Source organism: Enterococcus sp. AZ177 (assembly GCF_050544585.1).
Classification (GTDB): Bacteria; Bacillota; Bacilli; order Lactobacillales; family Enterococcaceae; genus Enterococcus_L; species Enterococcus_L plantarum.
This window is the reverse complement of the sequence record NZ_CP172944.1, coordinates 1,365,786-1,378,972: the sequence shown is the minus strand read 5'-3', so window position 1 is coordinate 1,378,972 and position 13,187 is coordinate 1,365,786. Positions and strand designations below refer to the sequence as shown.

The following is a 13,187-nucleotide window of genomic DNA, read 5'->3' as shown; positions in this document are numbered from 1 at the left end:
TTATTCTTCTTTTTTCATTCCAGATGCAATCAAGTTGAACAACTCCTCTGGAATTTGAAATTGGCCAAATCTCAGGCGTGATCGATACTCCTGCCACAAAGGAAAATCAGCAATTGCTTGTAACGGAACGGATTGAGTATTTTTTTAAATCAATATCTCTTCTAACTGGAATAAAACCAGGAGCCATTTCTAATGAATAAGCTTTTCCAAGTAAAATCTGCCCAATGGCAATGAAATCCTGACAGGGTTCTTTGGTTTTAAAATGATGTTTTGGTGTATAATAAATCAACCAATCCCCAGACTTCATTCGATTTAATGGCGCTGATTTCCCATGACATAATTGACAAAAAACACCTGCAACCCCAATTTCTACATGATTTTTAGAGGCAACGCCAATCCACGAATTCAAGTTATATCCACTCTCCTTCATTTTTATAGATTGATTGTTTCTCTATTGTCCATCCCTAAAATCACAATTGCTTGGTTAAAATGAATCTCGACTAATTCCAGCATAGAACCAGCTTTCTTAATATTTTGTTCATAACTAGGAATTTTTCGAATCTATTGCTCTGCTACATCCTAAACTGTTAACTCACTTTTTTTATATCCGCATAGTGCACCCGAACATGATGTGTAGTAATAGATGGAATCGTTGTAAACGCAACTTTGGGATTCTTTTGAAATTCAGTCATTTTTCATTTCCTTTGAACATGGAAAAGAATAGACATTTTTAGCTTCATCATAAAAAAACTGACGATCCTAACATTTGGTACTCCTTAAACACTTGTAGCTAACGCAATTTCTGTCTGTTCACTCATACGCTTCAGTTGTTTTCCTAAATTCTTGCCTCCGTTATGTTCTTTCGTCTGACTGACAAGTTCAGTCTAACAAATAAAACCTGACAGTTGAATCGCGATTAAAATAATGATCCAAGACTCGTATAACACCTAAATACTTAAAACTGGCCACACTAAACCCTAAAATTGGATTAAAAATGACTGTCCTACAAAAACCGGGAGTGAATCAAAAACAATCGACCAGTTAATTTTTATTCAATGACAGATACTGCCATAAACAATACCGTTATTGTCAATCGCTTTGTCCTCTAGTCACTCCTATAGTTTATTCAACGTCCAAGTCACTGTATCGCCATCTTTTAAGAAGTACTCAACTGCACCTACTTCTGGTTGTTTGCCATTCACATCATATAGCCAATATTTACTTGCTTTTGCATCTTGGAGATGCCCATCGATACCGCTGATAAAATCTTTGTCCATCTCAACTTTAAAATTTGTTTCCATGACGGTTTGAAGCGATTCATCTTTTTTGACCTTGACTTCTTTTTTATCAAATTGTTTATCCTCTTCCTTTAAGATGATTGTTACCTTCATTCCGGCATCTTGCTCTTTTTTGTCATCATTTGTTTTCCCACATGCACCTAATAAAAAGATCACTGTTAAAACCATTGCTACTTTTAAAAATTTTTTCATCGTTCATTCCGCCTTTATCTCTATTTATTTTATATCGTATTTCGTTAAAATACGTTGAAGCTTTGTCTGGATTACTCTAAACAGCAAACACGAAAAGAATGCATTTGCAAAACAATATGAAACTGTATAAGGAACAGCTGTCAGTAATAAGGCTAAATACCTCTGCCAAGAAAATGTCCGGTCAATTGAAAAGACAGTCCAGACATCCATAAAAAAGGAAAAAAACAGACCCGCAAAAATACCATATAACGCTAAAAACCAATAATTTTTCCCTAGAACTTTTTGCATCAACGGTAACCCAGCAAGAAAACCGATCATCCCCCAAGAGAACATTTGAAAAGGAGTCCATGGCCCTTGCCCAAACAGCATATTAGATGTAATCGCTGAAAGCGAGCCAACCAAAAAGCCAACTTCCGAACCCAAACAAATCCCACAAATAATAATGATTGCCGTCATAGGAGTAATCGCTGGAACCATATAAAATAAGAATCGACCTAAAACAGCGATTGCCGTTACCACTGCAATCATTACTAGTTCTTTGATATTTAACTGCTTTTTCTCATAGCGATAATAAATTGGAATACACGCAACTATGACAAGCAGCATCGAAATAACTTGATACTGACTTGCTTGAAAAAGTGCAATTCCTATAAAGATCAAGATCCCCGCAAGAACACTTCTGATCACCATTGGATTTATCTTCTTATTCATTCGTCACTCCTTTAGCGGCAACATAAGCCGCAATCACTTCATCAGTTGTGATCAAATTTGAAAAAAATTCACGCGAAATTCGGCTAGCAGCTGTTGTATAAAAAGTATGTTGGCTAAAAAATTGAGCAGGTTTAGCCGTTGTCAATAAATCATTTTGGAAAAACAGTCCGCAACGATCCGATAATTCTGCCGCAAAATCCAAATCATGTGTCACCACTAAAATCGTTTTGCCTTTCATAGACAATTGTTTCAATAAGTCGATCAATTGTTTTTTTCCATAATTGTCGATCCCTTTTGTCGGCTCATCCAACAGTATTACTTTAGGATCTGTCAAAAGAAGCTTTCCAAGGGCTGCACGCTGACACTCGCCACCACTTAAATCCAATGGATGCTGTAACAAGATTTCGCTTAAATCAAGTAAATTGACAATCGAATCGATTCGCTTGCGCTTTTCTTGTTCACTCATTTTTTTGCTCTCTAGATAATTGTTGTAATCATCTAGTACTGAATCTCTACTAAACATCATTTGTGGTTCTTGTGGCAAATACCCCACTACCTGTTGATTTTTTTTGAGGGATTGATTGAAAAGCGTGATTTTGCCACGATAACACTCCTGAATACCCGCAATGACTTTAAGTAATGTTGTTTTCCCTGTACCATTGCCCCCAACTAGAGAGAAAATTTCTCCTTCAACTAAATCAAGGTCGACACCTGCTAAAATATCTCGACTATTTTTCTCATAACGAAACCAGCAATTTTTTAATTGAAGAATCACTTTTTCTTGCGTTTTGGTTTGATCTGGCACTCTTTTCTCTTCTATAACAGGTCTTTTAGGAAATTGTTGTGCTAAGAACCGCTTTCCTTCAATCACAGTGATTGGACTCGGTCCTGTCAAACCACTTGCATGGAAAAGTTGAACTGCACTTGGCAAACTAACTATAAAACGACTAAGCTCACGTTGATTACCTTTAATTTTTCTGACTATGTTCGCTGGTACATCAGAAAAAATCAATTTCCCTTTATCCAAAAGCACCACTTTATCCGCTAGTGAGAAAACCGATTCCAAGCCATGTTCAGCTAACACTATAGTTAAACCCATTTCTCTATTTAAACGAATCAAAACATCAATAAAATTCTGAGAAGCAATTGGATCAAGCTGAGTGGTAGGCTCATCCAAAATCAAAATATCAGGTCTCATCACTAAAACAGACGCTAAATTTAGTAGTTGTTTTTGTCCACCAGATAAATCTTTCGTTTGATAGTCTACTAGATCTTGAATCCCTAAAAAGTTGACCATTTCCGCAACACGACTTTTTATTTCAGAAGGTTCCAGTCCGATATTTTCTAAACCAAAAGCTAATTCATGCCAAGCGCTATCTGTGACGATTTGGTTTTCCGGATTTTGCATCACATAACCAATTTTACTCGTTGAAAAAACAGCTGGAATGACTGTGACTTTTTCATTGTTTAAATAAATGTCTCCCACCTGCTTACCAGCAGGTGTCAGTTGTGGTTTTAGCATTTTTAGCAATGTCGATTTACCACTTCCAGAAGCACCACATATCAACACAAAGTCGCCTTCTTCTATAGAGAGCGACACATTATTCAACACTAATTTTTCACTACCAGCATAACTAAAACTCAGATTTTGGATTTCAAGATAGTCCATACGATCACCTCCCGTATTCGATTCAAGGTTGGTATCAAAGCGAATACTAAAATCACTAGATAATCCAACCAACGTTGTTTTAACAGTAATAACAGATTTTCTTGATATGGATAAAAATTGAATTGATAGTTTCCCTGCATAACCAACATAATGAACAGACTACCCAAACTGATTATTATAACTAAAGAAAATGAATCCAAAATCCTCCAATGATAGACCGTCCGACTGCTTCTAGTCGTCACGCCGTATCCTCTTGCTTTCATCGAATTCGCTGTATCCATTGCGTTTTCCAGTGCCCAAGAAAATAAGTTGCCAAACAAGTCCAGTCCATAGGAAGTTTTTTCTCTAAAACTTCTTTTTTGCGTTCGCTGAATCGTTTTTTGTACCTGATTCAACTCTTGGTAATACGTTTTAAATAAAGGAATAAAACGAAAAACCATCGTCACTAGTAAGGCAGACTTAGGAAATCGTTTCCCAAAAAGATAAAAGAATTTTTCAGAATCCACTGACGTTTGAAAATTTTGAAATAAATAAATGACGGAAGCAATCATCATTCCCATAAAAAAGCCATAGACAAATGCCTCAAGTGTCATCGGTTTACCTAGAAAAAAGAATAAAATCGTACCGCCTCTATGTACAAACAAAGGATTTGTGATCGTGATCAAAATCAAAAAAATCAACGGAAAAATAATTGAATGCTTTTTCCCCTTTTTTAAATGTACTAATCGAAAAGATAGACTTCCAAAAAAACAGCTACCAATGATTAAGGGATTTGTAGTACTCATAGCAATCAATAACATCAGTAGATAATAGCTGGAAATGACTAACGGATGTCTTTGCCTAAAAAAATGTGGATTCATCTCAAACTCCTCTTCCTTGTTGGAACAATAAAAAAACAGCCGTCACTTTTGTATAAGTGTGCTGTCTGAATTGACTACTATAACGAAATGTTATTATGTCAGAACAGCAAACATCCTTTGTATACAAGGTGTCTTTATAAAAAGTACGGATATACGCACATAGATTCATGAGCCTTCCAGACACTTTCTATTTTTTATTTTTGCTATATCTTCATTGACATAATCATCTCTCGTTTTAAACAACTTCATTGTTGTTCAACCACTCTTATTATATAAAGTTATCCCTTTAAAGTCAATCACCATTAAAGGACTTCCTTTCTTAAAGCGGGATTTTTTTAATGCAAAAAAATAGTTCAAAAAATCAGCTGTCCTCTAACTTTAAAAACCATTTTTATTCATTGACTGATTACTTTTGCCAATCTGCAGGATATGTCACATAAATAAAGCGAGCATGTCCAAAACGGAGAACGTGATTGGACTTCCTTTACCTGCTGTAATTGTGCGTCCCTCGATAATCACATCTAAGCGACCTTGAATAATATAATCCACTTCTTCATATTCTAATAGCCATTCAAAGGTCGTATCGTCCATTACCATCAAACCACAGCCTAAACGTGGACTTTCTTTTAAAGTCACTAGGTCTTTACAGTATACTTTGTGCTCTGGATTTCCTGTATCTAAACAATCTTCTTCTGACACATTTCACAAAGGTAGCTTAATAGACAAAATACCGCGCGGATCTCTGTCTTTCATCATTTGAAACATTGGAATACTATTGGCTAAAGTAGCCACCATTAAGCGTAATTGTTCAGATACAAATTGCATTGGTTTCCACATCCATCAATCCTAATTTTTCATAAATTTCTAGATTAGGATTTGCAATAATATGCGCTAATGTTATTTGTTTTCCAGGAACATATTCTTGAATCATCCGTTGTTTTTCAGTCAATAGGCTCACCTCTTTTTCTTCTCTGATCTACATGTCACATTATATGATTGATTAAACTCAATTTATTTAACATTGTCCAAAATTTGTTCGATTTCTGCTTTTTTGTAGGGACCCTAGGATTCGTTTGGGTACATCCATCAAGCAAAGAGACTTCGGTAATTTCTCGTTTGAATTGTTCAAAAACCTCCGAGCTTACTCCAGGCTATTTGGCATTGCTAGTTGTTTTTTCGACTGCTCTATTCCTCGAATCAAATGCTTAATCCCTAATTTTGTCGTTGCTTTCTCATAGCCAAGTAATTTAGCTAAATAGCATACTTCTCTGTAGTTTGCTCATTATAAGAGTGATTGAAATGATCTCATCCTGTATTATATTGAATTACTTCACTCAATAGTAGTACATTCAATCGTCCATGAGGAACGTGTAATTTTGCTCCCGTAGCATGTGCGAGACCATGATTGAGACCAAGAGAGGTTAAATTAAAAGCCACGCCTGCCATACAAGAACAACAACTCTCTCTCATAAAGTATCAGAAAACACGTTGGTTTTAGTCGAAACATAGGCTTCAAGCGCACGTGTTAGAACGTCCATCCCTGTATCAGCAGTACTATTTCTTGGCGCACTTATCACCAATTCAGATGCTAAGTAAGCTTCATTTGGTTGGATTTTAGATTAGACTTTGGAGATCAATGTGCATGCCTTTATCCATCTCATGTTAGAGCCGAATTAAAAAAAGTATCGAACAGTACTCGAACTTTACCACTAATCAGACTAGCAAAAAAACTACTCAACTTGTACCGATTTCAGTACAGGTTGAGTAGCTTTACTATTTTTATTTCTTTTTCTTACCGCCAAAAGCGTCCTTCATCTTATCAAAGAACCCTTCTTCTTGCTGTTCACTGACGGTTTGACCGCCAGCTTTAGCAAAAGTGCGTAAGGCTTCTTTTTGTTCTTCGTTTAAGTTTTTAGGTGTGATGAGTTTAACTTTCACGTGCTGATCACCATTAGCTCCGCCACGTAAACGTGGTGCGCCCTTGCCTCGTAAACGGAAATTCGTTTCAGTTTGAGTACCTGCAGGGATTTTTAATTTTACATCCCCATGAACAGTTGGTACTTTGATTTCATCACCAAGTGCCGCTTGAACAAAGCTTAATGGCAAATCATAATAGATTTCTGAGCCTTCTCGGTCAAAAATATCGCTTTCTTCTACGCTAAATACTACATACAAATCACCATATGGTCCACCGTTCATGCCAGCTTCCCCTTGATTCGCTAAACGCATTTGTTGTCCGTCTTCCACTCCAGCAGGAACGTTGACTTTCACTTTGTGCGCTTTTTTCTCATGTCCTGTTCCATGACAAGTTGGACACGGTTCTTTGATTTCTTTCCCTGTTCCATGACAAACATCACACGTTTGACGACTCATTACACGGCCAAGTGGTGTTTGACGTTCCACATTAATGGAACCTGATCCATGACATTTATGACACGTTTCAGGATGTGTCCCTGGTTTGGCACCATTTCCACCACAAGTGGCACAATTGTCTTCACGATTGTACTTGATTTCCTTTTCCACGCCGAAAATAGCTTCTTCAAACTTCAAATTCACCGTATATTGCAAATCAGCACCTTGTCTTGGCGCAGTTGGATCTACACTACGAGATCCGCCACCAAAGAATGAATCGAAAATATCTTCAAATCCACCAAAACCGCTGCTAGAGAATCCTCCACCGCCAAAGCCGCCAAAACCACCAGCACCTCCGCCGTAATTTGTATCTGTCCCTGCGTGACCATATTGATCATAAGCCGCTTTCTTTTGAGGATCGCTCAATACTTCATATGCTTCAGAAACTTCTTTGAATTTATCTTCTGCATCCGCTTCTTTATTGATATCCGGATGGTATTGCTTGGAAAGCTTACGGTAAGCTTTTTTTATTTCATCATCTGAAGCGCCTTTTGCTAAACCTAGGACTTCATAATAATCTCTTTTCGTAGCCATTAGTTTCCCTCCAACTATTATTCCATTTATTAAAAAAAGGATCGACACCAACTTATTTGTATAAAAACATCGTTGTAATCATACCACATATTAAGTAAAAGAAAAACCGCTTCACTTAATTTTCCCTATAAATAAAGATAGGCAAAGACCAAAGCGATGACTTTGGTCTTTGCCAGCTTGTTAACGATCAAGGATTAATTGTCGTCGCCTTCTACTTCTTCAAAGTCAGCATCTACAACATCATCTGCTCCACCTTGTGCAGCTTCAGGATTTTCTGCTGCTTGTTGTTGCGCTGCTTGTTCGTAAAGTTTTACTGTTAAGTTTTGAACGATTTCGTTTAATGAATCGCGTTTTTCTTTCATTTGTTCGATATCATTCGCTTCAACAGCTGCTTTCAACTCATCACGAGCATCTTCTGCTTTTTTCACTTCATCAGCATCAACTTTGCCTTCTAATTCTTTCAATGTTTTGTCAACAGTGAACAATAAAGCGTCAACGTCGTTACGTAAATCAACTTCTTCTTTACGAGCTTTATCAGCTTCAGCATTTGATTCAGCATCTTTAACCATACGTTCGATTTCATCGTCTGATAAACCTGAAGAAGATTTGATTGTGATTGTTTGCTCTTTTTGCGTTCCTAAATCTTTTGCACGTACGTTTACGATACCATTTTTATCGATATCAAAACTTACTTCGATTTGAGGCACACCACGAGGAGCCGCTGGAATATCTGTTAATTGGAAACGTCCTAATGTTTTATTGTCAGCAGCCATTGGACGTTCACCTTGTAACACGTGAATATCTACAGCTGGTTGATTGTCTGCTGCTGTTGAGAACACTTGTGATTTACTTGTTGGGATCGTTGTATTACGATCGATCAATTTAGTAAATACGCCACCCATAGTTTCGATACCTAATGATAATGGTGTTACGTCTAATAATACGACATCTTTCACATCACCAGTGATAACGCCACCTTGGATCGCAGCTCCCATAGCTACTACTTCATCTGGGTTAACTGATTTGTTTGGTTCTTTGTTCGTTTCTTTACGTACAGCTTCAACAACAGCTGGAATACGTGTAGATCCACCAACTAAAATAACTTCATCGATTTCTGATGGATTTAAACCAGCATCTTTCAACGCTTGGCGTACTGGAGTTTTTGTACGTTCTACTAAATCACTTGTTAATTCATCGAATTTCGCACGAGTTAAGTTCATTTCTAAGTGCAATGGACCAGCGTCTCCTGCTGTGATAAATGGTAAGCTGATTTGTGTTGATGTTACACCTGATAAATCTTTTTTCGCTTTTTCAGCAGCATCTTTCAAACGTTGAACAGCCATTTTATCTTTAGATAAGTCAACACCGTTTTCTTTTTTGAATTCTGCTACCATATAGTCGATGATTTTATTGTCAAAGTCATCTCCACCTAATTCATTATCGCCGGCAGTTGATAATACGTCGAATACGCCATCCCCTAATTCAAGGATCGATACGTCAAATGTACCACCACCAAGGTCAAATACTAATACTTTTTCGTCTTTATCTGTTTTGTCTAAACCATATGCTAATGCAGCAGCTGTTGGTTCGTTAACGATACGTTCTACTTCTAGACCAGCGATTTTACCAGCGTCTTTTGTTGCTTGACGTTGTGCATCGTTGAAGTAAGCAGGAACAGTGATAACTGCTTTGTCTACTTTTTCACCAAGATAATCTTCTGCGAACCCTTTTAAATATTGCAAGATCATTGCAGAAATTTCTTGTGGTGTATAAGATTTGCCATCAGCTTCTACTTTATAGCCAGCTTCGCCCATATGACGTTTGATTGATGAAATTGTGTGTGGGTTTGTTACTGCTTGACGTTTTGCGACTTCACCGACTTGGATTTCTCCATTTTTAAATGATACCACTGAAGGTGTTGTACGGTTACCTTCTGGATTCGCAATGATTTTTGCTTCTCCGCCTTCTAATACTGCCACTGCTGAGTTTGTTGTTCCTAAGTCAATACCAATAATTTTACTCATAATTAATGATCTCCTATCTTCTATTTTAATTTTTTTCAATTTATATTATACAACCATCGCTTGCTGTTATTGTGCAACAACAACCATGCTTGCTCGTAAAACGCGGTCATGTAACTTGTACCCTTTTTGTAACACTTCGACGATTGTATCAGCAGGGACTTCGTCACTTGCTGGAATCGTTTGAACTGCTTGATGTAAATTAGGATCAAACACTTCACCCATTGTCGGGATTTCTTCGATACCTTCATCTTTTAATGCCGCTTGTAACCCTTCAAGAACCATTGAGATCCCTTTTTTCAAGCTAGCACCTTGTTCATCATCGACTTCGATTGCCATCGCACGTTCCAAATTATCGATCGAAGGTAGCAATTTTTTTCCTAAGTCTTGTGAACGATAACGAACAAGCAATTCACGCTCATTTTTGAAACGATTGCTCATATTGGCAATTTCAGCACGAGCTCTTAAAAACTTGTCTTCCATTTCTGATAATTCAGCATTGGCACTTTCAAGTTCTGTCATTTCTGTTTCTTCTTCTGAAACACCAGTTTCATCGATAGCATCCATGTGTTCCTCTTGTAATTCTTCATTCGTTTCTTCTTTATTACTCACTCTGGCAACTTCCCTTCTCATTTACGTAGAATTATTAGAATTCTATATTTTCAACTCATCACTTACTCATCAAGAAAACGGTAGTAAGCACCGAGTTTTGAAGCTAATTCATGGCGAAATACATCTACCAGACCAAACATTTTTGAATAGGGCATGCTTGTAGGGCCTAATAACGCAATGGTTCCCTTACCGTGACCAGAAACTTCATAAGTCGCAGTGATCATGCTCATATTATCAAGTAAATCGTTTCCTATTTCTGAACCGATACGGATCGCTATTTGCGTATCTGTCTCTTCATCAGACGTCAACAAGTGGGTGATTGCGTCTGTATTTTTCATAAAGGAATACACAGATTTTAGTTGATTGATATCTTCTTGTACACCAAAATCTAATAGGTTCATGCGCCCACTGACAAACACTTTTTCTTCAAAAGCGTGTCCCAGCATCGCATCAAATAGGTTCATCATGCCGTCAGGTGTTTGGAAATAGCGATGTAAAATCATCGGAATTTCGGTGCGTAAACGATGATAGACCGTCAGCAATGGTTGTCCGACCAATTTATCATTGATGATTTGCGTCATCTTTTCCAAGTCTTGGCTTGAAACAGATGCTGGAATCGCAAATACTTGGCTTTCCACATTGCCTTTATCCGTCACTATGATCGCTATGATCTGACGTTCATTTAATGGAACAATTCGAAAACCAGTCAATCGTCTTTCTTTCACTTCTGGACCTAACGAAAAAGCAGTATAGCTTGTTAAATCAGAAAGGATTTCAGCTGATTGTTCAATAATATCATTGATCTCATGAAATTCTTTCCCAAATGAATGACGAATCGTTTCTAATTCATCACGTTCGATTTCAGCTGGACTCAATAAATGATCCACATAATAGCGATAACCATCCATTGAAGGAATCCTGCCAGAAGACGAATGTGTCTTCAATAATAGTCCGTGCTCTTCTAGAGCCTTCATATCATTACGAATCGTTGCAGAACTTGACTTAATTCCTTCTTCCATTAATTTCTTTGATCCTACAGGGTTACCTGTATTCGTATATTCTTGGATGATAAGTCGCAAAATATTCTTTTGTCTTTCCGTTATCATAATTACCACCCTTCATTAGCACTCATGACATTCAAGTGCTAATACAATTATTAATATAGCAAGTTCTTCTTGAATTGTCAAGAGAAAAACTCACTTTTTTAGCACTCATTGCATCAGAGTGCTAAAATGTACAAAAAAAGGCTAAGACATAGCCCCAAGAGCCATATCTTAGCCTAACGGAATCCTAGTGAACGGTGGGAATTGAACACTTCTTTCCCAATCTCACTCTTATTGTTGTACTGTGCACGTTTATTCTTGGTCAATAAGAAATGCTTCAAAAACATCATTCCCAACAAAAAGACCTTGTTCAGTAAGTTGGATATGTGTTTCATTTTCGCTTATCAATCCTTTTTGAATCAAGTTCGGGATTGTTTCTCTATATACCTGATTTAACGGTAAATTGAACTTCTCTTCGAATCGTTTTTTCGAAACACCCCCCATCTTCCTTAACCCAAGAAAGAGTTCTTCTTCCATTTGATTATTGACGGTCAAAATCTCTGTTTCAACAGTTGGTAATTGGTTATCTCTTAAAGGGTTTAGATAATGTTGAATCGGACCATGATTTCGATATCGAGTATGTCCTAAATAACCACTCGCACCGGCGCCAAATCCATAATAGTGATCGTTGTTCCAATAAACCAAATTATGTTGACTTTCTTGCCCTTTTAGCGCGAAGTTACTAACCTCATATTGGTGACGTCCAGCCTTTTCCATTGCACTAATTGTTTCCTCAAACATTAACGCTTCAACTTCTTGATCTGGCAATTGTAATCGACCTTGACGTACCCAGTTCATAAACATTGTTTTGTTTTCTAAAATCAACGAATATAAAGAGTAATGCGGTAAATCAAGTTCAATCGCACGTTTCAGTGTATCTCTAAACCCCTCCAGCGTTTGACCAGGCAAAGCATAAATCAAATCGATACTAACATTTAGGAAATCTTCTTTTTCTAAGAATTTCATCGTTTCATAGACATCTTCTGCCGTATGTTTGCGTCCAATTTTTTTTAATAATTGGTTGTCGAATGTCTGAACACCCATAGATAAGCGATTTACACCATATTCTTTCATTACTTGTAGTTTCTCTTGCGTTAGATCGCCTGGATTCGCTTCTACTGTAAATTCGTTTTTATCATCAAACGGCAATAACTCGCGTACCCCTTTTAACAGAACAGCTAATTGCTTAGCTGAAAGCGAAGTAGGCGTGCCCCCTCCGATATATATTGTCTCTGTATCTTTGCTTGGATACTGCTCTTTTGTCAAACGAATTTCTGTCAAAAGACTTTGGATATATTCATCTACTGGCTGCCCTTCTAAAAAGACTTTATTAAAGTCGCAGTAGTAACAAATGTGCTCACAAAAAGGGATATGTATATAGGCTGATGTTTTATCGTTTTTCATTTTCTTCCTCCAGTTTAAACGAAGTTGCTACAGATTTTATTATAGGAAGCTTACCAAAGTATTTCACTTCTATTTTAAGATTTCATTGTATCAACTTATTTGTTCCAAAACTTGTAATTCATTTGGGACACGTCTCTTATCTTAACATATCCCCTACTAAAATTGTCTAGTTTACTCTCTTGAATATTTTTAAGCTTCTATAATGACCAACTAACGAATAGTTGAACAGACTAAATCATATCGCTTTCTTGCTTAACTACGAGCTAGTAAAAAACTCTTTCTCGCTGTAAATAAAACTCTGAATAAAATGAGAATCGGGAATTATCCTGTTTAGAAATAAAAACAAGTCCAAGAAATTTTCTCTCCGAACT

The 13,187-nt window shown here is 37.1% G+C and carries 10 protein-coding genes and 2 pseudogenes; all 12 read right to left on the bottom strand.

Annotation, left to right across the window (positions count from 1 at the left end):
* Positions 1-106 precede the first annotated feature (106 nt).
* The 12 genes and pseudogenes from IGJ34_RS06770 to hemW all read right to left on the bottom strand — a co-directional run bounded on the left by IGJ34_RS06770 (position 107) and on the right by hemW (position 12,816).
* Positions 107-409, bottom strand: a complete 303-nt coding sequence (locus tag IGJ34_RS06770; RefSeq protein ID WP_430598430.1) for an EVE domain-containing protein — start codon at positions 407-409, stop codon at positions 107-109.
* A gap of 706 nt (positions 410-1,115) precedes the next feature.
* Entirely contained in the window at positions 1,116-1,490 is a 375-nt protein-coding gene (locus IGJ34_RS06765; protein ID WP_430598429.1) for a DUF4430 domain-containing protein, read from the bottom strand.
* Positions 1,491-1,514: 24 nt separating this feature from the next.
* Complete coding sequence (locus IGJ34_RS06760) at positions 1,515-2,201, bottom strand: ECF transporter S component (protein ID WP_430598428.1); 687 nt, start codon at positions 2,199-2,201, stop codon at positions 1,515-1,517.
* Positions 2,194-3,870, bottom strand: coding sequence for an ABC transporter ATP-binding protein (locus IGJ34_RS06755; protein ID WP_430598427.1), 1,677 nt, complete (start codon positions 3,868-3,870; stop codon positions 2,194-2,196). The genes IGJ34_RS06760 and IGJ34_RS06755 overlap by 8 nt, the downstream gene beginning before the upstream one ends.
* Positions 3,843-4,730 carry an energy-coupling factor transporter transmembrane component T gene (locus tag IGJ34_RS06750; RefSeq protein WP_111247067.1) on the bottom strand — a complete coding sequence of 296 codons (888 nt, stop codon included), beginning with the start codon at positions 4,728-4,730 and terminating at the stop codon, positions 3,843-3,845. Before IGJ34_RS06750 ends, IGJ34_RS06755 begins: the two co-directional genes overlap by 28 nt.
* Positions 4,731-5,136: 406 nt before the next feature.
* Positions 5,137-5,486: pseudogene (locus IGJ34_RS06745) on the bottom strand (ethanolamine utilization protein EutQ).
* Between the two features lie 79 nt (positions 5,487-5,565).
* A pseudogene (locus IGJ34_RS06740) lies at positions 5,566-5,661 on the bottom strand (propanediol utilization protein); the annotation flags it as partial.
* 848 nt (positions 5,662-6,509) lie between these two features.
* A complete protein-coding gene (gene dnaJ, locus IGJ34_RS06735) occupies positions 6,510-7,676 on the bottom strand; it encodes a molecular chaperone DnaJ (protein WP_430598426.1) in 1,167 nt (388 codons plus the stop codon).
* A gap of 194 nt (positions 7,677-7,870) precedes the next feature.
* Positions 7,871-9,700, bottom strand: a complete 1,830-nt coding sequence (dnaK, locus tag IGJ34_RS06730) for a molecular chaperone DnaK (RefSeq protein WP_430598425.1) — start codon at positions 9,698-9,700, stop codon at positions 7,871-7,873.
* A 66-nt stretch (positions 9,701-9,766) separates the two neighbouring features.
* Positions 9,767-10,309, bottom strand: coding sequence for a nucleotide exchange factor GrpE (gene grpE / locus IGJ34_RS06725; protein ID WP_430598424.1), 543 nt, complete (start codon positions 10,307-10,309; stop codon positions 9,767-9,769).
* Between the two features lie 62 nt (positions 10,310-10,371).
* The gene (hrcA, locus tag IGJ34_RS06720; protein WP_111247062.1) at positions 10,372-11,415 is read right to left on the bottom strand and encodes a heat-inducible transcriptional repressor HrcA; all 1,044 of its coding nucleotides are present in this window, start codon (positions 11,413-11,415) and stop codon (positions 10,372-10,374) included.
* Between the two features lie 249 nt (positions 11,416-11,664).
* On the bottom strand, positions 11,665-12,816 hold the full coding sequence (gene hemW / locus IGJ34_RS06715; protein WP_206833946.1) for a radical SAM family heme chaperone HemW: 1,152 nt from the start codon (positions 12,814-12,816) through the stop codon (positions 11,665-11,667).
* Positions 12,817-13,187: the final 371 nt, after the last annotated feature.

Coding starts and splice junctions, on each gene's coding strand:
- IGJ34_RS06765 (WP_430598429.1), bottom strand. CDS start 1,490: ATGAAAAAATTTTTAAAAGTAGCAATGGTTTTAACAGTGATCTTTTTA.
- IGJ34_RS06760 (WP_430598428.1), bottom strand. CDS start 2,201: ATGAATAAGAAGATAAATCCAATGGTGATCAGAAGTGTTCTTGCGGGG.
- IGJ34_RS06755 (WP_430598427.1), bottom strand. CDS start 3,870: ATGGACTATCTTGAAATCCAAAATCTGAGTTTTAGTTATGCTGGTAGT.
- IGJ34_RS06750 (WP_111247067.1), bottom strand. CDS start 4,730: ATGAATCCACATTTTTTTAGGCAAAGACATCCGTTAGTCATTTCCAGC.
- dnaJ (WP_430598426.1), bottom strand. CDS start 7,676: ATGGCTACGAAAAGAGATTATTATGAAGTCCTAGGTTTAGCAAAAGGC.
- dnaK (WP_430598425.1), bottom strand. CDS start 9,700: ATGAGTAAAATTATTGGTATTGACTTAGGAACAACAAACTCAGCAGTG.
- hrcA (WP_111247062.1), bottom strand. CDS start 11,415: ATGATAACGGAAAGACAAAAGAATATTTTGCGACTTATCATCCAAGAA.
- hemW (WP_206833946.1), bottom strand. CDS start 12,816: ATGAAAAACGATAAAACATCAGCCTATATACATATCCCTTTTTGTGAG.